This window comes from Nitratireductor pacificus pht-3B (assembly GCF_000300335.1).
Classification (GTDB): Bacteria; Pseudomonadota; Alphaproteobacteria; order Rhizobiales; family Rhizobiaceae; genus Nitratireductor; species Nitratireductor pacificus.
Genome location: NZ_AMRM01000011.1, coordinates 127,420 through 148,891 on the forward strand (window position 1 = coordinate 127,420; position 21,472 = coordinate 148,891).

At 62.4% G+C, this 21,472-nt stretch carries 29 protein-coding genes and 1 pseudogene; 20 read left to right on the forward strand and 10 right to left on the reverse strand.

The features are described from left to right. The first annotated feature begins 41 nt into the window (after window positions 1-41). Together NA2_RS11590 and NA2_RS11595 are read left to right on the forward strand one after the other, a co-directional pair. A complete protein-coding gene (locus tag NA2_RS11590; RefSeq protein ID WP_008597060.1) occupies window positions 42-227 on the forward strand; it encodes a hypothetical protein in 186 nt (61 codons plus the stop codon). A 42-nt stretch (window positions 228-269) separates the two neighbouring features. Then, window positions 270-779 (forward strand): Dps family protein, encoded by a 510-nt coding sequence (locus tag NA2_RS11595; RefSeq protein ID WP_008597061.1) that lies wholly within the window; start codon window positions 270-272, stop codon window positions 777-779. 58 nt (window positions 780-837) lie between these two features. Here NA2_RS11595 and NA2_RS11600 read toward each other — a convergent pair whose 3' ends face one another. Then, window positions 838-1,743, reverse strand: coding sequence for a diacylglycerol/lipid kinase family protein (locus tag NA2_RS11600; RefSeq protein ID WP_008597062.1), 906 nt, complete (start codon window positions 1,741-1,743; stop codon window positions 838-840). 214 nt (window positions 1,744-1,957) lie between these two features. Between NA2_RS11600 and NA2_RS11605 the strand changes: the two genes are divergently transcribed. The 4 genes from NA2_RS11605 to NA2_RS11620 all read left to right on the forward strand — a co-directional run bounded on the left by NA2_RS11605 (window position 1,958) and on the right by NA2_RS11620 (window position 5,126). After that, window positions 1,958-3,058 carry a PRC-barrel domain-containing protein gene (locus NA2_RS11605; RefSeq protein ID WP_008597063.1) on the forward strand — a complete coding sequence of 367 codons (1,101 nt, stop codon included), beginning with the start codon at window positions 1,958-1,960 and terminating at the stop codon, window positions 3,056-3,058. Window positions 3,059-3,256: 198 nt separating this feature from the next. After that, window positions 3,257-4,189 (forward strand): ring-cleaving dioxygenase, encoded by a 933-nt coding sequence (locus NA2_RS11610; protein ID WP_008597064.1) that lies wholly within the window; start codon window positions 3,257-3,259, stop codon window positions 4,187-4,189. A 2-nt stretch (window positions 4,190-4,191) separates the two neighbouring features. Continuing rightward, the gene (locus tag NA2_RS11615) at window positions 4,192-4,836 is read left to right on the forward strand and encodes an alpha/beta hydrolase (protein WP_008597065.1); all 645 of its coding nucleotides are present in this window, start codon (window positions 4,192-4,194) and stop codon (window positions 4,834-4,836) included. Then, window positions 4,833-5,126: a GNAT family N-acetyltransferase gene (locus tag NA2_RS11620; protein ID WP_008597066.1), complete on the forward strand. Its 294-nt coding sequence runs from the start codon at window positions 4,833-4,835 to the stop codon at window positions 5,124-5,126. Before NA2_RS11615 ends, NA2_RS11620 begins: the two co-directional genes overlap by 4 nt. 89 nt (window positions 5,127-5,215) lie before the next feature. Here the strand turns inward: NA2_RS11620 and NA2_RS11625 are convergent, their stop codons facing one another. The 6 genes from NA2_RS11625 to ectA all read right to left on the reverse strand — a co-directional run bounded on the left by NA2_RS11625 (window position 5,216) and on the right by ectA (window position 10,763). Further along, a complete protein-coding gene (locus NA2_RS11625; RefSeq protein ID WP_008597067.1) occupies window positions 5,216-5,569 on the reverse strand; it encodes a DUF1428 domain-containing protein in 354 nt (117 codons plus the stop codon). 174 nt (window positions 5,570-5,743) lie between these two features. Beyond that, entirely contained in the window at window positions 5,744-7,207 is a 1,464-nt protein-coding gene (locus NA2_RS11630; RefSeq protein WP_008597068.1) for an aspartate kinase, read from the reverse strand. A 229-nt stretch (window positions 7,208-7,436) separates the two neighbouring features. Next, window positions 7,437-8,381, reverse strand: a complete 945-nt coding sequence (thpD, locus tag NA2_RS11635) for an ectoine hydroxylase (RefSeq protein WP_008597069.1) — start codon at window positions 8,379-8,381, stop codon at window positions 7,437-7,439. 42 nt (window positions 8,382-8,423) lie between these two features. Beyond that, window positions 8,424-8,816: an ectoine synthase gene (locus NA2_RS11640; protein WP_008597070.1), complete on the reverse strand. Its 393-nt coding sequence runs from the start codon at window positions 8,814-8,816 to the stop codon at window positions 8,424-8,426. A 5-nt stretch (window positions 8,817-8,821) separates the two neighbouring features. Continuing rightward, window positions 8,822-10,111 carry a diaminobutyrate--2-oxoglutarate transaminase gene (ectB, locus tag NA2_RS11645; protein ID WP_008597071.1) on the reverse strand — a complete coding sequence of 430 codons (1,290 nt, stop codon included), beginning with the start codon at window positions 10,109-10,111 and terminating at the stop codon, window positions 8,822-8,824. Window positions 10,112-10,160: 49 nt separating this feature from the next. Continuing rightward, window positions 10,161-10,763, reverse strand: a complete 603-nt coding sequence (ectA, locus tag NA2_RS11650) for a diaminobutyrate acetyltransferase (protein ID WP_008597072.1) — start codon at window positions 10,761-10,763, stop codon at window positions 10,161-10,163. Between the two features lie 218 nt (window positions 10,764-10,981). Between ectA and NA2_RS11655 the strand changes: the two genes are divergently transcribed. Then, window positions 10,982-11,458, forward strand: a complete 477-nt coding sequence (locus tag NA2_RS11655) for a MarR family winged helix-turn-helix transcriptional regulator (protein WP_008597073.1) — start codon at window positions 10,982-10,984, stop codon at window positions 11,456-11,458. A 42-nt stretch (window positions 11,459-11,500) separates the two neighbouring features. Here the strand turns inward: NA2_RS11655 and NA2_RS11660 are convergent, their stop codons facing one another. Together NA2_RS11660 and NA2_RS11665 are read right to left on the reverse strand one after the other, a co-directional pair. Next, window positions 11,501-11,761, reverse strand: coding sequence for a hypothetical protein (locus NA2_RS11660; RefSeq protein ID WP_008597074.1), 261 nt, complete (start codon window positions 11,759-11,761; stop codon window positions 11,501-11,503). Window positions 11,762-12,015: 254 nt separating this feature from the next. Continuing rightward, complete coding sequence (locus NA2_RS11665) at window positions 12,016-12,642, reverse strand: LysE family translocator (RefSeq protein WP_008597075.1); 627 nt, start codon at window positions 12,640-12,642, stop codon at window positions 12,016-12,018. A gap of 955 nt (window positions 12,643-13,597) precedes the next feature. Between NA2_RS11665 and NA2_RS11670 the strand changes: the two genes are divergently transcribed. The 11 genes and pseudogenes from NA2_RS11670 (at window position 13,598) to NA2_RS11710 (ending at window position 20,079) form a co-directional block, all read left to right on the forward strand. After that, window positions 13,598-14,143, forward strand: coding sequence for a helix-turn-helix domain-containing protein (locus tag NA2_RS11670; protein WP_192814176.1), 546 nt, complete (start codon window positions 13,598-13,600; stop codon window positions 14,141-14,143). 534 nt (window positions 14,144-14,677) lie between these two features. Continuing rightward, window positions 14,678-15,775, forward strand: a complete 1,098-nt coding sequence (locus NA2_RS11675; RefSeq protein ID WP_244423632.1) for a phage portal protein — start codon at window positions 14,678-14,680, stop codon at window positions 15,773-15,775. Further along, on the forward strand, window positions 15,768-16,094 hold the full coding sequence (locus NA2_RS11680) for a gene transfer agent family protein (protein WP_008597078.1): 327 nt from the start codon (window positions 15,768-15,770) through the stop codon (window positions 16,092-16,094). The genes NA2_RS11675 and NA2_RS11680 overlap by 8 nt, the downstream gene beginning before the upstream one ends. After that, complete coding sequence (locus NA2_RS21950; protein WP_157188211.1) at window positions 16,084-16,332, forward strand: HK97 family phage prohead protease; 249 nt, start codon at window positions 16,084-16,086, stop codon at window positions 16,330-16,332. The genes NA2_RS11680 and NA2_RS21950 overlap by 11 nt, the downstream gene beginning before the upstream one ends. 15 nt (window positions 16,333-16,347) lie before the next feature. Beyond that, window positions 16,348-16,680, forward strand: a pseudogene (locus NA2_RS21275) (HK97 family phage prohead protease); the annotation flags it as partial. A 3-nt stretch (window positions 16,681-16,683) separates the two neighbouring features. Beyond that, a complete protein-coding gene (locus tag NA2_RS11690) occupies window positions 16,684-17,868 on the forward strand; it encodes a phage major capsid protein (protein WP_008597081.1) in 1,185 nt (394 codons plus the stop codon). 31 nt (window positions 17,869-17,899) lie between these two features. Beyond that, on the forward strand, window positions 17,900-18,379 hold the full coding sequence (locus NA2_RS11695; protein ID WP_008597082.1) for a phage tail tube protein: 480 nt from the start codon (window positions 17,900-17,902) through the stop codon (window positions 18,377-18,379). Between the two features lie 2 nt (window positions 18,380-18,381). Continuing rightward, window positions 18,382-18,957 carry a hypothetical protein gene (locus NA2_RS11700; protein ID WP_040677558.1) on the forward strand — a complete coding sequence of 192 codons (576 nt, stop codon included), beginning with the start codon at window positions 18,382-18,384 and terminating at the stop codon, window positions 18,955-18,957. Further along, window positions 18,954-19,226, forward strand: a complete 273-nt coding sequence (locus tag NA2_RS21955) for a helix-turn-helix domain-containing protein (protein WP_157188212.1) — start codon at window positions 18,954-18,956, stop codon at window positions 19,224-19,226. The genes NA2_RS11700 and NA2_RS21955 overlap by 4 nt, the downstream gene beginning before the upstream one ends. 155 nt (window positions 19,227-19,381) lie before the next feature. Next, window positions 19,382-19,525, forward strand: a complete 144-nt coding sequence (locus NA2_RS22435; RefSeq protein ID WP_338009982.1) for an HNH endonuclease — start codon at window positions 19,382-19,384, stop codon at window positions 19,523-19,525. Window positions 19,526-19,566: 41 nt separating this feature from the next. After that, entirely contained in the window at window positions 19,567-20,079 is a 513-nt protein-coding gene (locus NA2_RS11710) for a hypothetical protein (RefSeq protein ID WP_040677561.1), read from the forward strand. Between the two features lie 5 nt (window positions 20,080-20,084). On the opposite strand, the gene NA2_RS11715 is transcribed toward NA2_RS11710, so the two are convergent. Beyond that, window positions 20,085-20,630: a hypothetical protein gene (locus NA2_RS11715; RefSeq protein ID WP_008597090.1), complete on the reverse strand. Its 546-nt coding sequence runs from the start codon at window positions 20,628-20,630 to the stop codon at window positions 20,085-20,087. A 160-nt stretch (window positions 20,631-20,790) separates the two neighbouring features. On the opposite strand from NA2_RS11715, the gene NA2_RS11720 reads away from it, so the two are divergent. Together NA2_RS11720 and NA2_RS21555 are read left to right on the forward strand one after the other, a co-directional pair. After that, window positions 20,791-21,081: a head-tail connector protein gene (locus NA2_RS11720; RefSeq protein WP_008597092.1), complete on the forward strand. Its 291-nt coding sequence runs from the start codon at window positions 20,791-20,793 to the stop codon at window positions 21,079-21,081. Between the two features lies 1 nt (window position 21,082). Further along, on the forward strand, window positions 21,083-21,472 hold a 390-nt coding region (locus NA2_RS21555), incomplete at its 3' end, for an HK97-gp10 family putative phage morphogenesis protein (protein WP_081582668.1).

Here is a 21,472-nt window from a genome sequence, read left to right on the forward strand (position 1 = left end):
TCGCATTTTCGAACAGGTTCGAGAATCAAGGAGCTTTCATCATGCCGGAAAAGACGACCCCCGAGAAAGCAAGGCAGGGCCGGCGCGGCGTGCCGGTGCTGCTGGTGCTGGTGTTCGGCCTCCTCCTGGCGGCCGTCGTGTGGTGGGGCGTCGAGGTGTACGGCCTCATGCTCGATCAGCAGCAGGCCATCGAGACGCCCGCTTCGCGCGACGCGCCCGCCGGATAGCTGGCCACTCATCCGCGAACACATAACCAAAGGAGAGACCCAATGAGCAATGCCGCTGAAGTCCTCAGGCCGAGAACCCATGCCGACGACATGAACATCGGACTGTCGGATGCCGACCGCAAAGAGATCGCCACCGGACTGTCGGAGATCCTGGTCGGCACCTACCGGCTGCTGATCAAGACGCATATCTATCACTGGAACGTGGTCGGGCCGCTGTTCCATTCGATCCATGTGCTGACGGAAGAGCAGTACAACGCGCTGTTCGAGGCGACCGACATCATCGCCGAACGGGTCCGCGCGCTCGGACATCATGCGCCCATCCTGGCCGGCAAGGGCCTCGACACGTCCATCGAGCTGAAGGCCTCCGGCCGCTCGGCGCTGGAGATGGTCGAGGATCTGGTCGCCGACCATGAGGAGGCGGTGCGCAGGATGCGCGATGTCGGCAAGCAGGCCGACGAGAAGGGCGACCTGGTCACCGCGGACATGCTGACGGCGCAGCTGACCTTTCATGAGAAGGCCCTGTGGATGCTGCGCGCGATCATCGCCGACTGAACGCATCCACTGTCCTTCCGGAAGCCCGGTTCAGACCGGGCTTCCCCGTCTCCGGATCTTACGGCCTGACCGGAACGAGAACAGCGAGCGCGCCGGGGTGCATGACGATCCGCGTGGTCTGCTCAAGAGGGCACAGTTCCCCATCGATCGCGCATCTGAAGCGGCGGGGCTGTCTGGGAACAGTCAGGACGACTTCGCCGGTCTCGTGAATCTCCACCTGCTGGTTCTGGCGCCAGCGGCCGATCCCCATGTTGAGGAAATGCCGGAACAGATCGCGCCGGCGGCGCGCGCGCGTGATGTAGACGCCCAGCCTGCCGCCGTCCGGATGCGCCGCGAACGGCAGCCGCTGGCCTTCCGCATAGAGATTGTTGGTGACGGCGAGGCTGGACGTGGTGGCGAGGATGCGCCTGTCGCCCATTTCCAGCGCGACCTTCAGCGCGGCCGGCCTGCCGAGGGTCACGACGGCGGCGCGCACCGATGCCAGCATCTTGCCGATCCGCGAGCGGAACGACATGCGCTCGCGCAGCCGGATCAGCTGCGGGTGCATGCCGACGGAAAACTGGTGCACGAAGAACCGGTCATTGGCGCGGGCGATGTCGACCCTGCGGATTTCACCCGACGCCAGCGCCTCGAGCGCCTGGTCGAGATCGAGCGGGATCTCGAGGCTGCGGGCAAACAGGTTCATCGTGCCGGCGGGCAGCACGGCCAGCGCCTTGTCCGTATGCGCGAGCAGGCCCGCGGCCAGCGAGATCGTTCCGTCCCCGCCGCCGGCAAGCAGCACGTCCGCGCGCTTGTCGTCCGCGGCTTCGCGCATGCGCGCGACAAGATCGTCACCCTCGGCAAGCGAAATCCCGACCGTGTGGCCGGCGGACGTGAATATCCGCTCGATCCGCTCGGCAAGCGCCTGCACATCGAGATCGCGCAGGGTTCCGCCGCCGCGGTTCAGGACGGCCAGTACATGCATCGGGCTTACCTCTCGCCGACTTGTTAAGGTTCGCTCAAGAAGGATTGGAAGGGAAAAAGGTTCCCCCTGTCCGGAAGCATGCCGTGTGGAAAAAGGCGGAACCAGAACCGTCAAGATGCGTTCTACGGATGCAAATGGCCGCGCACCGATCCTCCCTGGCAAGTTCGGTTCGGTGCACGGCCTGTACAGAAACACTGCACAAGGAGAGCTTACCATGATCCGCAACCTTTTGGCGACCACTGCTATCGCAACGCTCGTGGCCACCGGTGCGGTCGCGCAGACAAGCACCGCGCCGACGGCCGCTCCGACCGAACCGCCCGTCGAAATGGTGGTCCGTGCCGAAGGCCATCTGGCCACCGACCTGATCGGCAAGTCCGTCTATAACGGCACCGGCGCTGAAGCCGAGAACATCGGCAAGGTCAACGACCTGATCCTCGACGATGCCGGTGACGTGAGCGCCATCGTCGTTGGTGTCGGCGGCTTCCTCGGCATCGGCCAGAAGGAAGTGGCGCTCGAGTACGATCTGGTCGAGTGGGCCGAGCAGGATGGCGACCGCTGGCTGGTGGTCGAGACGACCGCCGACGCGCTGAAGGCGCAGGAGGAGTTCGACCGTTCGGCCTATCGCCCGATGCCGGCTGACGCCGAGGTCAAGGAGACCAAGCCTGCGACCAAGGACGATCTGGCCAAGGCGCCTGTCGCGACCGAGGAAGGCGGCGAAAGCGCTGCCGTTGCCCCGGCAGCGGACGGCACGGCAGAGTCCACCGACGGCATGGCCGCCGCTCCCGCTCCCGACGCCACCGCTCCGGCGGAGGGCGAGCAGACGGCTGGCGCCGAGGCTCCGGCACCGGCTGATCAGGAGACCGTGGAGGCTCCTGCCGCAACCGATGCGGCACCGGCCGATCAGGAAACCGCCCAGGCTCCGGCGACGGACGACACGATGACGCCGGATGACACCCAGACCTCGGCGATCGATCGTTCGACCCTTCAGGAAATGCCTGTGGACCAGGTCCGCACGGAGGAACTGACGGGCACGACCGTCTACGGCGCGAATGAGGAGAACATCGGCGAGATCGGCGATGTGATCGTCAGCCAGGACGGCAAGGTCGATGCGATCCTGGTCGATGTTGGCGGTTTCCTCGGCATCGGCGAGAAGGAAGTCGCCATCGGCATGGACAACCTCGCCTTCATGACGGACGGCAACGGCACGCTGTATCTCTACACCGAGTTCTCCAAGGAAGAGCTCGAGCAGCAGCCGGCCTATGACGAGGCCACCTATGCCGACAAGCGTGACGAGATGCGGATGCAGGTTCAGTAGTCTGCGCGTACCGCATCATCACGAAAGGCCCCGCATCCCAGATGCGGGGCCTTTTCACTGTTTCAGATCCGTTGACGGTCTGTCGGTGTGGCATCCATTTCATTGACGCGGTTTCGTTGCCATTTTCCATGCTACGCTCGGCACCTGAAGCATTGAGTGAGCATCAGAGGCCGGGGCAATTCTCGAAAGGAGCGCATCATGCTCACGCAGATCGAAGGCATCCATCACGTCACCTCCATGGCGCGCGACGCGCAGGCGACCGATCGGTTTTTCACCGGGACGCTCGGCCTGCGCCGGGTGAAGAAGACGGTCAATTTCGACGCGCCGGACGTCTACCACCTCTATTACGCCAACGGCACCGGACAACCGGGAACGGTGATGACCTATTTCCCCTTTCCCGATATCGGCCGCGGTGTGCGCGGCGCGGGAGAGGTCGGGACCACGGCGTTCGCCGTGCCGGAAGGCGCGCTCGACTTCTGGACGCGGCGTCTTGAGGAGCAGGGCGTCGGCGGCCTTGCGCGCGAGGACCGGTTCGGCGAACGGCGCCTGCGTTTCGATGGCATCAACGGCGACGGTTTCGCGCTGGTCGAGGTCGCCGACGATCCGCGTGCGCCGTGGGACGGCGCGGGCATCGGCGGCGACGTCGCCATCCGCGGTTTCCACTCGGCCTCTCTGACCCTGCGCGACGGGGGTGCAACCCAGGCTCTTCTGGAACTGATGGGCTACCGGCGGGGTGCCGGGGAAGGCGGCATCGTGCGCATGGTCCGCGAAGGCTCCAATGGCGCCGGCGTCATCGACCTGGAAAGCCGGCCGGAAGCGCCTGCGGCGCGCCAGGGCGCCGGTTCCGTCCATCACATCGCCTTTGCGGTGGCTGACGATGCAGCGCATCGCACCGTGCGGGAAAAGCTGATGGAGGAAGGTTTCCAGGTGACCCCGGTGATCGACCGGGATTACTTCAACGCCATCTATTTCCGCGCCCCGGGCGGCGTCCTGTTCGAGATCGCCACCAATCCGCCGGGCTTCGCCCGCGACGAGGCGATGGCGCATCTGGGCGAGGCGTTGAAACTGCCGACCCAGCACGAGCATCTGCGCGCCGCGCTGGAGAAGACGCTGCCAGAGATCGGAGCATAGCGATGGCGACGGAAACCTACGCCTATCATCGCAAATCCGCGGGGCCGGGCAGGCCGCTCATGTTCCTGTTTCACGGCACGGGCGGCAATGAGGAACAGCTGCTGCATCTGGGGGAGGAGCTCCTGCCGGAGGCCGGCCTCGTCGCGCCGCGCGGCGATGTCAGCGAGCAGGGCGCGGCGCGGTTCTTCCGCCGCACCGGCGAGGGCGTCTACGACATGGACGACCTGGCGCGCGCCACCGACAAGATGACGGCCTTCATAAGGGCGCATGTGGAAGCCGAAGCGCCGTCCCATGTCCTGGGGCTCGGCTATTCCAACGGGGCGAACATCCTGGCGTCGGTCGTCTTCGCCGCGCCAGCCCTGTTCGACGCGGCGGTGCTGATGCATCCGCTGATCCCGTTCAAGCCGCACTGGGGCGAGGAAACGCCACGGACCCGCGTGCTGGTGACGGCCGGGCGCCGCGATCCGATCTGCCCGGCCGAGCTGACCAACCGCCTGCTGAGCTATCTGGAAAGCGCCGGCGTGCCCACTCAGGCGGAATGGCACGAGGGCGGCCATGAAATCCGACCCAACGAAACCGCCGCGGCGGCGCGTTTTCTCTCGCTGTCCGCACCCCAACCCGAACCCCGAAAGGACCAGAGCCGATGAGCGAAACGAAGCCGATCACCCTCGAGGACAATGGCAGCAAGGGCCGCTATGTCTATCGCGCCGATGGGCATGAAGCCGAGATGACCTTCTCCAAGGTCGGCACCAGCCAGATCATCATCGACCACACAGAGGTGCCGGACGCCTTTCGCGGGCAGGGCGTCGGTCTGGCGCTCGTGACGCGCGCCGTCGAGGATGCCCGGCAGAGCGGCGTCAAGATCCGCCCGCTTTGCCCGTTCGCCGCAGCGCAGTTTCGCCGGCATGAGGAATGGAGCGACGTGCTCGCGCGATAGCGCCGTGCCGTCCGCATGTGGTTGCGCTTGCGTTTCTCGCGGTCAGGCGATTTCGTGTGACCGCGAGATGCCGAGGGCGGAGCGGCGTGTCACAGCTCCAGGAAGGTCTCGAAGCCGCCGTAGATCATGCGCTTTCCGTCGAAGACCTGTTTCCAGTCGTCTCCCTGAAGGCGCGGATCGGCCATGACGACCTTGTTGATCTCGTCGCGCTTCGCTCGCGAGGGATAGACGATCCATGCGAAAATCACCGTTTCCTCGTCCTTGGCCTGAACTGCGCGTGGAAATGACGTGACCTCGCCATAGGGCACGTCGTCGGCCACACACTCCACATAGGCCAATGCGCCGTGTTCCTTCCAGACGCTCCCGGCCAACCGGGCCATGTCCTTGTAGGCTTCGAGATTGGCTTTCGGTACGGCGACTACAAAACCATCGACATAAGACATCGTCTTCTCCTTCGGTTGACCCCCGAAGGACGCATGATACCGGCGATGCCCGACAGGTGCAGCGGCATTATTTGTTTGGCGAGCGGGTCCGGCAGCGTTGCAGGAAACGGCGTCTATGGCGTTTTGCCGTCAGGTGGAATCACTTGACGACCGCATGAATGCGGAGAAGCAAAACTAGGCCGCTTCCTGCAACCCTTCCTCCCCCTGTTCGATGAAGGCCCTGTGCAGCGCCTTGACCGCTTTCTCCAGATCTTCGCTGCGAACCAGAAACTGCACGTCGACGCCGCGGCCCGTTTCCTGCGCGGCGATCGGCTCCACGCCGGTCTCATCCAGCGCCTTCAGGCCTTCCAGCATGACGCCGAGGCCCTTCAGGTCGCGGCCGATGACCGAGACCATGCCGGCGCGCCGCGCGGTGATGCGGGCGGCAGGGTAGCGCTCGGCCAGATCGCGCTCGACCCGTCGCACGGATTTGAGCGTCGCCTCCAGATGGTGGACAATCGAATTGGCGTTGGAGGATTTCGAGACGATGCGCACGCGGTGCCGCGTCAGCACGTCGAGGATTGCCGCGTCGTAGCCCTTCACCCCGACCATGTCTTGCTCGAACAGTTCGAGCGTCGTCACCGGCAGGCCAGTCACCATCTCGACGCCGGGGCGGGTGGCCGGTTCCGCGTCGATCAGCGTGCCGGGATCCTCCGGCTCGAAGGCATTGGCGACGCGCAGCGGCACCCCCGCCTGGCGCAGCTTCTTGGCGGCCTTCGGATGGATTGCCTCCATGCCCATGTTGGAGAGCTGGTCGGCGACGTCGTAATTGGTTCGGCCGATCTTGCGCACGGCATCGACGCCCACGAGGCGCGGATCGGCGCTGGAAAGATGAAACTCCTTGTGGATGATCGCCTCGCGCGCACCGGTCAGTGCCGCGATGGTGGCGAAGGTCACCTCGGAATAGCCGCGATCGAACTCGCGCATCAGACCCTCGCGGCACTGGGTGTAGCCGGTGACGATGGGCAGTTCGCGCGTCAGGTCGATCTCTGCAAACGCGCGTTCGATGCGCTCGTCGAGCGGCGGCTGGGTCTCGTCGCGCCAGCCGGTCAGGTCGACGAAGCGGGCGTTGACGCCGTGGCGGCGCAGCAGCAGGGCCAGATTGTTGGCCGAATGCGCCTCGCCAAGCGCCGAGAGAAGCTCGCGGATGGTCTGCATGTGCTCGCCGAGCCGGAAATGGCCGTAGGAGCAGAGGCGCTGCAGGTCGATCAGGCAGCCGCGTGCGCCCTCGATGCGCTCGCGCACGAAGTCGTCGGCCGCATTGCGGTCGCCGGCCTCGTCGAACATGGCGCCGTTGATGGCGTGCATGGCGCGGCTGACCTCGCTCAGCGCCTCCATCCAGCCATGCTCGTTGTCGGCCTGGGCGAACAGCGCATAGACGCCGGCGACGCCCGACTTCTTGTGCTCCAGCAGCTTGTCAGTGATGCCGCCGAAGGCGGAAACCACGAAGACGCGACCATAGAGGGCGCCGCCCTCGCGCCGACCGATCAGGATCGTGTCGATCAGCTCGCGCGCGCGGCTCATCGAGGTGCCGCCGATCTTCTCGACGGTGTGCCTGTCGCGCGGGGCTGAAATGGTGTTGTTCTTATGCTCAGTCATGCTTGGTCTGCTTTTCCATACGCTTGCGGGGGTTCCCCTCACTTGCGATTTCTAACACTTAGCCTTCGGCTAAGGTGTTGAAATCGCTTTCTCTCCCGCAAGGGGAGAGATAAGGCGCTCTTCATCAATGCCGGCGTATCTCCCCCCTTGTGGGGGAGAAAGCAAATTCCCGGGCTTGGCGAAGCCAAGTCCTTGGAACTTGCAAGAGAGGGGTAAAAAGCGCCGTCGCCTAAACCAGCTTGCCCGCCGCAACCTCAAGCGCCTGGACCTCGCCGCGTTCGGCGAGAAAGTCCGGCCGCGCCTTCTTCGCCCCGAACGGCTCCTCGAGCCGGTTCGACATGGCGTTGAAGACGAAAAAGGCGTTCGAGCGGGAGAAGGGCGTGATGTTGCCGTTCGACCCGTGCATCGTGTTGCAGTCGAAGAAGACCAGCGTGCCGGCCTTGCCGGTGGCGGCGGTGATGCCGTGCCGGGAGGCGAGCTTCGTGAGGGCCTCGTGCGAGGGCACGCCCACTTCCTGCTTCTTCAGAGAGGCCTTGTGGTTGTCGTCCGGCGTCTCGCCGGCGCAGGCGATGAACTCCTTGTGCGAGCCGGGCATCAGCATCAGCGGACCGTTCAGCGCGTCGTTGTCGGTCAGGAGCAGCGAGGCCGAGATGGCGCGCATGCGCGGCATGCCGTCCTCGGCGTGCCAGGTCTCGAAATCCGAATGCCAGTAGAACTCCTTGCCGGTGAAGCCCGGCTTGTAGTTCAGGCGCGACTGGTGGACGTAGACCTCGTCGCCAAGCAGGAAGCTGGCCACGCCGGCGACGCGGCGGTCGCGTGCCAGGCGGTTGAAGAGCGGGCTCTGCTCGGGCAGCTTGAAGACGGTGCGCACTTCGTCCGAGCCCGGCTCGGTGATCACGCTGCCGTCCATCAGCTCGCGCTCGCCGCCGCGGAGCGCTGCCGATTCCGCCATCAGCGCCTCGATTTCCTCGGCAGAGAAGACATCCTTGACGATCAGGAAGCCGTCACGGTCGAACTGGTCGGCCTGCTGGGCCGTCAGCGGCGCGTCGGGGCGCCACTGGCTCCACACGGTCTTGTCCTGGCGCGGCAGGAAGCGTTCTTCCGGCAGCCGGCTCGGATAGGGATCCTGTGCTCGCTCGCCCTTTGGGTCCCGTTCCTTCGACATCGCTGTCATGGTCGTTCTCCTTGTTTGCGGTTCGATAGGGTCAGTTCCGGCTCAGGCGTCTTCCAGCGCGTAGGAGCCGTCGGCCTGGTGCACCTCCGTGCCGGTCACCGGCGGGTTGAAGGTGCAGGCCATGATCATCGGCTTGCCGGCGTCGGCGCGCAGGATGTGCTTGTCATGCTTGTCGAGCGCGTACATGACACCGGGCCGGATGGGGTGGGTCTCGCCGGTGGCGAGGTCCTCGATCGAGCCGGTGCCGTCGACGCAGTACACGCATTCGAGATGGTTCTTGTAGTGCATGTGCAGCTCGGCGCCGGCATGGATGGTGGTGATGTGGAACGAGAAGCCCATCCCGTCGGATTTCAGGAGCAGCCGCACGCTGTCCCAGCCCTCCGAGAAAACGTGGCGTTCGGTGTTCCTGGCTTCGTTCATGTCTCTGACGATCATCGTCGTTACTCCGCTGCGATCTTTCGGCTTTCGATGGTTTCGGCGGCTGCGGCTTCGAGAATGTCGAGGCCGCGCGCGAAGGTTTCCCTGTCGATGGTGAGGGGGCACAGCACCTTCACCACCTCGTCATGGGCGCCCGACGTCTCGATGATGAGGCCGTCGCGGAAGGCGCGGCTGCAGATATCGGCGGCCGTTTCGCCGGAGCCGACATCGATGCCGAGCATCATGCCGCGCCCCTTCAGGCGGGCGCCGGGCAGGATGGCCGCGATCTCCTGCAGCCGCCGGCGCAGGAAGTCGCCCTGATCGGCGATCGTCGCGCGGAAGGCATCGTCGGCCCAGAACTTTTCAAGCGTGGCGCGCGCCGTCACGAAGGCGTGGTTGTTGCCGCGGAAGGTGCCGTTGTGCTCGGCCGGGCCGAAGACGTCGTGTTTCGGCTTCACCAGGACGGCGGCGAAGGGCAGGCCGAAGCCCGACAGCGATTTCGCCATGGTGACGAGGTCGGGGGAGATGCCCATCTCCTCGAAGGAGAAGAAGTTGCCGGTGCGGCCGCAACCCGCCTGGATGTCGTCGATGATCAGCAGGGCACCGTGGGCGCGGGCGATCTCGCTGATGCGGCGCACCCAGTGGCGCGACGCGGCGTTCAGCCCGCCTTCGCCCTGCACCGTTTCGAGCAGGATCGCCGCCGGCTTCTCGACGCCGCTGGACGGTTCCGCCAGCATGCGGTTCAGCAGATCGGCCGTGTCGATGTCGCCGCCCATCGCGCCGTCATAGGGCATGCGGGTAACGTGGCTGAGCGGCACGCCGGCGCCACCGCGGTGATAGCCGTTGCCGGTCGCCGCAAGCGCACCCAGCGTCACGCCATGGAAGCCGTTGGTGAAGGCGATGACGTTCTGCCGGCCGGTCACCTTGCGGGCGATCTTCAGCGCCGCCTCGACCGCGTTGGCGCCGGTCGGACCGGTGAACAGGACGCGGTGATCCATGTCGCGCGGGCGCAGGATCAGCCGCTCGAAGCTCTCCAGGAACGCCGCCTTGGCGTCGGTGTGCATGTCGAGTCCGTGGGCGATGCCGTCGCGCGAGACGTGCTCGATCAGGGCGGCCTTCATGTCCGGGTCGTTGTGGCCGTAGTTCAGGCTCGAGCAGCCGGCCAGGAAGTCGATGTAGTCGCGGCCTTCGGCATCGGTCAGGATGGCGCCCGAAGCCTTGGTGAACACGGTGGAGAAGCTGCGGCAGTAGCTGCGCGCTTCCGATTCGCGCCGTGCGAAAATCTGTTTGTCGTCCGTCGTGACGGTCGTCATGGCTGTTCCTTCGGGTTTGTCGTCTGTGTGTCGCGGAGCGGGAAGCGCCTCAGGCGGCGTCGTCGCTGCGCGCGGGGCCGGCATCCAGCGCCGGGAACCAGCGCTGCCGGACATCGGCGGGCGTGCGCCCGGCAAAGGCGATCGTCACCATGTGCTCGGTGGCGTGCTTGCCGTCGAAATGCGCGTCCTTGCGGAAATAGGGTTCGTGGTCGAGTTCCCCGTCCCTGACGCGGGCAAGCGAGGAGAAGAGGCCCCAGCTTGCCTTGTTGTCGGAGGTGATGGTGGTCTTCAGCGTCCGCACGTTCTCGCAGGCGTCCCGCTCCAGAAGCGCGGCAAGCAGCTTCTTGCCGACGCCCATGCCCTGGACGCTGCTGTCGACCGCCACCTGCCAGACGAACAGCGTCTCCGGCTCGTCAGGCAGGAGATAGCCCGACACCCAGCCGACCAGCGCGCCGTCGTCCGCCCTCTCGGCGGCCACGCAGGTGTCGCCGAAATGGTCGCACTGGAGCAGGTTGCAGTAGAGGGAATTCTCGTCGAGCGGCTCGCAGGACTGGATGAGCCGCCACACGTCGGCACCGTCTTCGGAGCTCGGAGGGCGATAGATGATGTCGTGCGTTCGCTTTCGCACGAGCTTGATGTCGGCGCTGGTCATGTGTCTCCTCATGGCGAGGCGGATATTATGTTTATCGAAGGATATTTCAACCGCCTGAGTGGGAAACAGTTCCATATTCAGCGTAAACTATTGATTCTTCGTGTTCAAAGTCATGAATTTGATTCGCTAATCAAAATATCTTTTGTCTGCTATCCCTGTTTCACAGGAGCGCGCGGCGCAGAATCGCGCCTTTCGCCTCTCAACCGGGGAACGGCCTGATGGAAGATCGCACCGAGACCAGCCTGATCGCGCTGCGGCGCATCCTGCGCGCGACGGAGCTGAATGCACGAACGCTGGCGCGGGCCACGGGCCTGACCACGCCGCAGCTCATCGTGCTGGAGATCGTCGCCGCGGCCGGCCGCGCGACGCCGAAGGATATTTCCGGCAAGGCCGGCGTCGGCCAGGCGACCGCGACGGCGCTGGTGGACAAGCTCGAGGCGCGGGGCCTGGTCACCCGGACGCGGGGCGAGCGCGACAAGCGCGTCGTCTGGGTGGCGCCGACAGAGACCGGGCGCGAACTGCTGAAAGCCGCGCCGGACCCGCTGCAGAAGACGTTCTCGCAGCAGTTCGAGGCGCTGCCCGACTGGGAGCAGGGCATGATCGTCGCCGCCCTCGAGCGGGTCGGCGCCATGCTCAACGCCGGAGCGCTCGATGCCGCGCCGTTGCTCGATGTGGGGGCGGTGGACCGGAAATAGGCGGGAGCGCCGTGGTCTGGCCGCCGGCGCTGAGGCCACCCGCTACCTGGCCTGCTTCACGATGACGACCCGTGGCGTCGCGTAGAGCCAGGGGTCGCGCATGGCGGTCGCGTTGCTCCTGCGTTCCGCGCGGCGATCCAGCTCGAGACGCTGCAGGCATTCGGCGAAGGCGTCGTTCTTGCGGGTGAAGCCGTAGGACCGGCACTTCTCCTCGTCGGCGGCGCGCTGTTCTTCCGGCGTCACGGACACACAACCGGATGCCAAGGCCGACAGGACGAGAATGGGAGCGAGTGTAAGGCGCATCTGCGCACTCCAGAAAAGAAACATCACTCACCCGCCCGGAGGGAAGAAATCACAGGCGCTGTCGCGCGGCAAGCGAGATCGATGGCGGTGGCCACGAAACCGGCTCGTGCGCCGAAAGCGTCCAAATCCATGCCAAATGACAGGCTGGTCTACCCCCGATTGAGCGACCCAAGAGGACCGGGAAGCGGAAGGCGGCTTTTGGGCCGAAGGGGCGTTCCTGGGCAGCCCTGTCCGCTTCCCTCTCGAGAAAAACCTTACCGGTCCTGCAACGCCAGGCGTGCGCCAAGCGCACAGTAGATGCCTCCGACAACCTTGCCTTGCCATTTCAGGACCGCCGGGGTGCGGCGCAAAAAGCTGCCGAGGCTCCCGGCCGCGACCGAGTACACGATCGTGCTGAAGAACCCGATCGTCGCGAACAAGACGCCAAGCACGGTGAGTTGCGCGACGACGTAGCCGTTCTCCGGCCTCACGAACTGAGGCAGGAATGCCAGAAAGAACAGTGCGGTCTTGGGGTTCAGCACTTCAGCCAGGATTGCCTGGCGGAACGCCTGCGGGGCAGTGATCGGGAGACGCCCCTGCCCCAGATCGACCGGAACCTTTTCCAGAATGGCCTTGATACCCAGGTAAACGAGATAGGCTGCTCCAAGATACTTCACGATGCTGAACAGGGTCGCGGAGGCGGCAATGATCGCGGAGATTCCCACGACGGCCATGATCGTGTGGATGATGTCGCCAGCGGTAATCCCCGCTCCTGTCGCAATCCCCACTTTGGTGCCCGACGTCGTGGCGCGCGCCACGGTAAGGAGCGTCGCCGGCCCGGGAATGAAGACGAACCCGAGCACGATGAGCGAGTAAGTTATCAGCACCGCCTGATCGATCATTTGCTGTCCTCCGTGCATTGTCGCGCAGACCACTTCCATTCGGGGGAAAGGATTGCACCATCGGGCTCTGCGATCAAACACTTGGTGCGATCTGGATCAATTCAATGCACTGACAGGTTTGAGCCGCAATATCGGGGCTGGTTTCCGGTGTGTCCGCTCGATCATCGTACACCTGTACGGTCGGATTCCCCGACTATGCCGTGATGAACCCCTTGCAAGACGGCTATCACGAGGATGGCCCAAGTTTCTTGGAGAGGGTTATGAAGGTTATTTTTGCTGTTTTCCTCTGTCTGTCTGTCGCAACCTGTAGTTCAACATCCGGGGGCAGAGAGCAGCGTTTCCGCATCCAGTAAGAAGACTGTGGCCCATTGCAGCCCGCAGAAGGATGCCTGTGGCCAGGCGCGGCAATCGCAAGACGGCGCCGCTGTGATGGGTGCCCTGCTTGGCGCGGTTGGCGACTTCGCCCGTTACAGCAGCCGGAGCGGTTGGGCGGTAAATCGCGCCGCTTATGCGGGACGCCGCATCGCAGGCGTGGCAGAAACGGCGAGTGCGCGAGAAGCCGACCGGCGGTACTGATCGCCCGCCTGGCGCGCGTGGCAGGTTTCGATGTCGGCTGGATGAGTGCGGTAAGCCTTTGAAGTCGATGGCGATCCCGACAGGATCGCAATTAGTGAATGTTGTCAGATCGTTAGAATGGCTAACCCATCAAAACAGCCGGATTGATTTAAAAAAGGAAATCCGGGCGCTGGCTAACCGTTTCACCCTCCTTTCCTCTCAAAGAGAAATGCCCCCGGTCCAGCAACGCGGGGGCATTTCAAGTAGAGCAAGGAGAACGAAGCAGTGTCGATGAAACGTCCAGATGCGGTTAGGCATCGCTTGCACGCGGCTACTGTAGCACCGTGCCATTGCTCCGCAATTCCTTCGCGATGAAGTGGACCGCAGAATGACCCAAAACATGAGCAAGGCGAAAGCCGAGATCAAGAAGGCGCTCGACAAGGAGAAGGCGGCGAAGGCGCTTCAAGCAAATAGCCCGCTGAAGACACGGCAAGACCTAAAAGGCTTCTGGCGGCAATACCCGAAGGCCCGTGACCTGTTCGGGCAAATCATGGTGACTTGGCGCGGCTCCACAGCCCGCCGCCCCGGCGTGACCGGATGCTGGGCGGCATATCCATATCCATGGTGGAGCGAAAAGACGAAACTGCCAGAAAGCACCCTGAGATATTATCTCAAGAAGTTGGTCGAGCATGGTCTTGTGGAGCGGCAGCAAGGTCATCATGGGGGCAAGCGCACGCTGGCATTCATTCGGCCTACCGCCCTTGCACTCGAACTGTCAGATGGCCGGCCCGGGGATAGATACCACCTTGGCCTGATAGAAGGGGGCGAGGCAGAAAAACCGGTGAAGCCCGCTGGGAAGCCGATAGCCGAGACAGCGCTGACACCGGAAAAGGAGGATCACCCACCGCAATCTATGGCCGAATTGATGGCGATCCTGAAGGGTTGAGGTCCGAGCGAAGTGAGCTAGTCTGTTAGCAACTGTTTTAGCAAGTCTGTTAGCAGCTCCATATACAGATACTTATGATTATTCACTTCGTTCATAATCAAAGTATCTATCCGGCTTCGCCATCCAGCATCCATCGCGTGCGCGAGATTTCCTGTTTCCGGGATAAACCTCCCTTCGGTCGGCTCCGAGAAGATTGGTCGCTTCGCTCCCTCTCTCTCCCGTTGGTCGAGCCTCCCCCTATAGTCCCCCTCCCGCCCCCGGACCGACCATCCCACGGAGTGCTTGACGTACCGAGGCGACGCAGATAGACGGGAAATTGCTTCATTGCCCGGTGGAACCGTTGAGCGGCAATAGAGCGGGAAGGCCCCCGCAAGCGAATACCAAGCTTGCAGGTGAACCATGTGGCCTTTCACAAGTCTCCGACAGACTGGAGCTGAAACCGTACACTCGCCCCGACAGGGTGGGAGTGCGGACGAACAGCGCTCGCTTGCGAACCCCGAAGACTGGCTGCTTGAGCTGTTCGGCGCTGTTCCCGTGGCATCTGGGGTTAGCGTCAATCCCCGCAGCGCACTTTCTGTTCCCGCTGTCCGCGCCGCCGTCGAACTGGTTGCGGGCACCGCTTCCACGCTTCCCGTCAAAGTGTTTCGTCACGCCCCGAATGGTGGCAAGGAAGTCGCCACTGACCACCCCGCATATAGCCTTGCCCATGATATGGCGAACCCATGGACCAGCGCCGGGGCTCTCCGTGCCCAGATCACCATGGACGCGCTGCTGACAGGCGGTGGCTACGCCTATGCCAATCGTGCCGGCGATGGTCGGGTTGTCGAATTGATCCGGCTACCGGCGAACTCAGTCCGTGTAGAAACTGACACGCTTACGGGAGAACCCCGCTACCGGCTCAACGAGAGTGCTGGACAACGCTTTTTCACCTTTAGGGACATCATCCACGTTGCCCCTTTGGCGTCTCTGGATGGCGTGAACGGCGAAGCTCCGATCCGCACCGCACGGGAAGCCATCGGTCTTTGCATCACACTTGAAGCACACGCTGCCCGTCTTTTTGCCAATCAGGGCAGACCGTCCGGCTTCCTGAAGTTTGCCCGCGCGCTCGCTCCCGATGCGATGGCGAAGATGAGAGCATCCTGGCAGGCGATGACGCGAAGCGGCGGCACCGCCATCTTGGACGCAGACGCAGACTATAGGCAACTCACCCTTGCTTCCACCGATGCACAATTTGCGGAAATGCGGGCCTTCCAGATTGTTGAGATTGCCCGCGCCTTCAACGTGCCCCCGACCTTCCTTGCCGACTTCAGTCGGGCGACGTGGAGCAACCTGACTGAAGCCAACCGCCAGCTTGTAACGTTCAGTCTCATGCCGTGGTTTCGCTCATGGGAAGCAGCTTACCGGCGTGTTCTTCTGAGTGATGAGGATCGGCAATCCGGCATCACTGTTGAGTTTGTGGTGGACGGGCTCTTGCAAGGCAATGCGTCCGAGCGGGCCGAAGCTGTTGCCAAGTTCCGGGCTGCTGGCGTGATGACCGCCAACGAAGCCCGACGCCTTGAAAACCTCCCCGCGATGGACGGCGGGGACAAGCTGGAAAACCCGTATACCACCACAGGGGGCACCAATGAGTGACGCCCCCACGCATCGTCAGTTTTTCGGAGACACCGAACGCAATTTCCGGCTCAAGCCAGAACTTGTCACTGAACTTGAACGCATCACCGGTGCGGGCATCGGTGGCCTGTCCCGGCGCTTCTTCGCCGGCGATTTCCGTCATGCCGAGCTTCTGGGAGTGATCCGGCTTGGTCTCATCGGCGGTGGAGAAGACCCCGAAACCGCCGCCGCACTGATCGACGCATATGCGGCACCGCGCCCCTTGATGGAACTCTATCCGATTGCCGTGGGCATTCTCGAAGTTCTCATGTTCGGAAAGGTCTCGACCGATGAAGAATAACCCTGTGCAATTGATTGCACTCTTACCTAAACGTCAAAGTGCAATCAATTTCACTTCCGAAACGCGCGAAGCCAGTGCCGGCGACACGCTGGACGTGGAAACCCGCTTCACCGTGCCGACCGATAACGGTGACATTGAAGGCATGGCCGTTCGGTTCAACACGGTTGACAGCTACCGGACCGAATTCGCGCCAGACGCTTTCAGAAACATAGAAGGCCGATCTGTTCCGATGCTCTAGGCGCACGATCCCGGCACGGTCATAGGCTCATGGTCTTCCCTTCAGGTCCGGGCCGATGGCCTGACGGCGAAGGGCCGGCTCAATCTTGCTGTTGCCAAGGCACAGGAGGTGCGCAGCCTCTTGATTGCAGGTGACATCAAGGGGCTATCCATCGGCTTCCGAACCGTAAAGGACGAACGCCGCGCCAACGGCGTTCGCCGGATTGTCGAAGCCAGTCTTCGGGAAATCAGCATCGTTGCGTTTCCCGCCGTACCTGGCAGCGGGATTACGTCCGTGCGCACTGGCAGCTCTGACTTTTCCGCCTTCCTCACCTCCGTCCGCGCCGCATCCGCAACCCTGAAAGGCTAACCTATGAACGCGCATACCTCCCTTGAAATCCGTTCAGCTCTTCCGCTGGAAATTCGGAATGATCCGTCCGAAACGAATGACCCCCTTGCCGCTGCAACGGCGGCGGTGGAAGAGCTTCGCAGTGCTTCCGCTGAATTCCGCACACGGCAGGAAGAAGAGCTTCGCGCCGCCAATGACCGCATCGCCGCGCTGGAAACCCGCCTCAATCGCCCCGGCACCGGCCAGCAGGAAAATCGAGAAGAACCAGCCCTCGAACGGCGGGCGTTCAGCAACTTTGCCCGCTATGGCGTGGAACGCATGCAGGCTGATGAAGTCCGCGCTCTCACAGTCTCGACAGACACAGCAGGCGGCTACCTCGCCCCGGAACAGTTTGTGCAGGAGCTTGACCGCAACCTTGTGCTGTTCTCTCCGGTCCGCTCCGTTGCCCGTGTCACACCGGCGTCGGCAGGTGAAATCATACTCCCGAAGCGCACTGGCACCATGACCGCAAGCTGGGGCGGGGAAACCGATCCGGCCACCGGAACCCAGCCGGCCTATGGCCAGCAGAAAGTCAATGTCTACGAACTCAAATGCTACGTGGACGTATCCAATACCCTCTTGGAAGATGCTGCCTTCAACCTCGAAGCCGAACTTGCTTTCGATTTCGCGGAAGAGTTCGGGCGTGCTGAAGGCGCTGCATTCATCAACGGTGATGGGACCGGCAAACCGAACGGCCTTCTGAACACAGCGGGCATCGACACGCTGGACACGACCGGGGCCGACCTCCGCGCCGACGATCTGATTGACGTGTTCCATGATCTTCCCGGCGCTTATGCCGCCCGTGCCGTCTGGGGCATGAACCGTTCGGTGATTGGCGAGGTTCGCAAGCTCAAGAACTCCGCAGGCGATTATCTTTGGCAGGATGCGCTCACAGCTGGCAATCCGCCAACCATTCTGGGCCGTCCAGTCGTGGAACTTCCGGATATGCCGGATTACCCCGCAATGGACGCCGAAGCCCTTCCTATCGTCTTCGGTGACTTCAAGAGCGCCTTCCGCATCTTCGACCGCGTGAACCTGTCCGTGCTCCGTGACCCCTACAGCCAGCAGGTGAACGGACTTGTGCGCTTCCATGCCCGCCGTCGTGTTGGCGGTGGCGTCACCAAGACGGAAGCTCTTCGGCTTCTGAAGGTGGACCGAACCACGCCATAACCGCCCAGCCACCGAACAAGGAACGAGAACCATGACCATCAATGCAACAGCCAAGGCCAAGGTCTTTATTGGCAGCGCAAGTGCGACGATTTCGGAACTTACCGACTTTGAAGCCGATACCTGGACCGAGATCAAGGAAGTGGAAGACCTTGGCGAATGGGGCGCGGAAGGCACCGAGATCACCTTTATCAGCCTTGCCGACAGCCACACCCGCCGCCGCAAAGGCACCATTGACAGCGGAACCGTCGCGCTTGTTTGCGCCCGTGATCCCGGCGACCCCGGACAGGAGAAGGCCCGCGCTGCCGTGGAAGACCACCTTCCCTATGCCTTCAAGGTGGAGCTTGCCGACAAGCCGACACCAACCGGGACGAACTCAATTTTCTACTTCCGTGCCCCCGTCATGTCGGCACGCAACCAGTTCGGCACGGCGAACGATCTGACGAAGACCGCCTTCAATCTGGGCATCGACGGGGCAATCCTCGAAGTGCCGGCAGCGGAAGGCACCCCGTGACCATGGCAAGGCTGGCAGACACCATCACTGTCAGCATCGGGGGCGAGGCCATACAGCTTCGCCCCTCTCTTCGCTTTGCCATCCGCTTGGAGCGCCGGCCCGGATCGTTCGCCCGTCTCGCAAGGGACGTGTTTGACGGCAGCCTCACCGCTGCAATCGACATCATCCGTGACCACTACGATCATCCGATGCTTGAAACGCTTATCCTCGACAGCGGGTTTGATCGGCTCCGTGAGCCGTTGACGCTCTACATCATGGCGCTGGCGGGCATGGACCCTGAAGCACGAACAGAAGCCCCAGATGACGCGAAAGCAGTTTCTTTCGGGGAATTTCTGGAAGACCTCTTCAAGAAGGCCGCTGGCTGGCTGGGCTGGGAGCCCGATGTTGCCCTTGATGCCACCCCCGCCGAAATCATGCTCGCCATGGAAGGCCGCATGGACATGCTCAAGGCCATCTTCGGCAGCGCAGACGATCAGGACACCCCCGAAAGCAAAATGAGTCTGGACGACAAATTCAGGACGGTCTTCAGCAGCTTTGGCACCACCAAATTCACCAAGCGCAAGGAGGCGAATTCATGAAAGTCACAAGGGAATGGCCGGCGCTTGTTCGGTCCTTAATGAACGAACACGGACTGTCCGAAAGGAAGCTTGCACCAATGGCAAATGTGCATCGCACAACCTTGCGCAACTTCCTGTCCGGAAACGCGCCACAAATGCCCGTGGATCATCTTGAACGCATCCTTTCCGTTTTCGGATACGAGCTGGAAACAGCGATTATCTTCCCCGAAGAGAAGGAGGGCAGCGAATGCCATATGCGGCACCACGCATCTGTCAGTGTGGCCGTGTAGTCGCCACCGGCATGCGTTGCGGCTGCCAAGCCCAGCGCGACCGGGAACGAAAGGCTAGACACGATCAGAACAGGCCCAGCGCACGCCAGCGCGGATATGACAGCAAGTGGCAGAAGGAGGCCAAAGCCTTTCTTGCCACGCACTCCCGTTGCGTAATGTGCGGGGCACCGTCCCGTGTCGTGGACCATGCCACCCCACACAAGGGCAACCGGAAGCTCTTCTGGTCGCGGTCGAACTGGCAGCCCCTATGTACGTTCTGCCATTCGTCCCGCAAGCAATCCATGGAGAAGCGCCGATGAACAGGACATCGCCAAAGCTCCACCGCTTTCGGAACACATGGATGACCGCACAGCAGATTGCCGAAGTAACCGGCCTGAAGGTGCGTACCGTTCACCGTCGCATTCAGTTCAGCCTTCCCATTGAAGGGCCGGCACGTAGGGGACCGGAACCGAAGCGGTATGAGTTCCGTGGCAAACTCGCCACGGCACGGGAAATCATGGCAGAAACCGGATTGTCGCGCTCTCAGGTTCACAAGCGCACGGATGGCGTTCGGTTCTTCGATCTGGACGAAACAACAGACCCGTATGCGGACTTCCAGCCGAACTGTCGCTTCGTCACCTATCGCGGCATCAAAGACAGCTTGGCAGGTTGGGCACGCCGCACGGGCATCCCTCGCCATGCAATTGCATACCGAATTGAATGTGGGTGGCCACTCAAGCGTGTCCTAACCGAACCCGCCATGCGCCCCCATCAACGCAAGCGATACCAGCGCAATGCCGAGATCATCCGCAGGATGCTTGAGGGCTTCAGCAAGCGCGCCGTCAACCTACAATCTCTGGAGCGGCTAGCATGATCACCTCAGCCAAAAAGACCAACTGCCACACCAATGGCCGTGGACGCACCTCGTTTCACCAGCTTTACCGCTCTCTGGATGCGAACGTGCCGCTTCACTTTCTCAGTCACATCGAAACGAAAATCCGCAGGGTCGGTCCGTCCATTTTCGAATTCATTGACAACGATATCACCGATTTCACCCATTATCGTGATGACTTCCTCTTCGGACATCCCGGAAAGCGAAACGTAAAAGTAATCACTCTCCTGAGTGTAGTTCTCGAACAAAATTACCGGAAGTTCAGCGGTGCCGATGCCCTGTTCTTTTATGACTTGGCGCGAAAGGTGGATGCCATAACTTCTTTTCGTCAACGGCACGTCAATCGCATAGCCACCCTCCTTGTAGGGAATAAGCATGTGCCAAGCGCGACCCACATGAGCGTCAAAGCCCCATTTCGCATTCATCACGACTTCAATATTGCGTTGAGTGTAACCACTATCCAAGAACAGAGTTATCAGCGCCCGCTGCCGTTTGTACCTGTCGAGTTGTTGTTTGCTCGAAATAGTAAGCATGCCTTCCCCTCCAAAACCCAAACGCGTCAAGCCAAAGTCACGGCGAACTCTACACACGTCAATCTCCGACACCGGGGTATGCGACGACTTTCATCTAACCCACTGGGACCGGCGCGGGGAGTCGCGTGCGCGATTTGCATCCCCGGAAGGAGCTTTCGCAATGACCATCATTAGCGTGGAAGATGCGAAGGCGCATCTAAACATCACCGTGGATACCGACGACGCGTTGCTTTCCGGAAAGATTGAGGCTGCCGAGGCGTGGATTAGCCGCTGGCTGGAAACCCCGCTTGCCGAGATGGCCGAAGTGCCAGCCGATCTGAAGGAAGCCATTCGGCTGCTTGTAGGGCATCTCTACGAAAACCGGGAAGCAACCCTTGTTGGCATCACAGCCGAGGAAATGCCCTTCGGCATCTGGGACATCATCAACCAGCATCGGGCGTGGAGTTTCTGACATGGCAAAGAACCCCGGTCTGACCCGTCTGCAAAAACGCCTCGACGCGATCCCCCGCGCCGTCAAACAGGCTGTGCAACCAGCTTTGAAAACATCCGGTGATGAACTTGCCCACCGCATGCGTGCGCTAGCTCCGGAAGACACAGGCGCATTGAAGGGCAGTATTGCGGTGACGGCACCGGGGGGCACCACACCGCCCTATTCGCAGCCGGGTGGTTCCCAGACTGCAACGGAAAATCAGGTTCTGGTTACTGCTGGCAATTCTAAGGTCCGCTATCCGCACCTTGTTGAATACGGCACCGCCAACGCCGAAGCGCAGCCCTATTTCTGGCCTGCTTACCGGCTCACGAAGAAGCGCATCACCAACTGTGTTTCGGCGTGGAATAAGGAC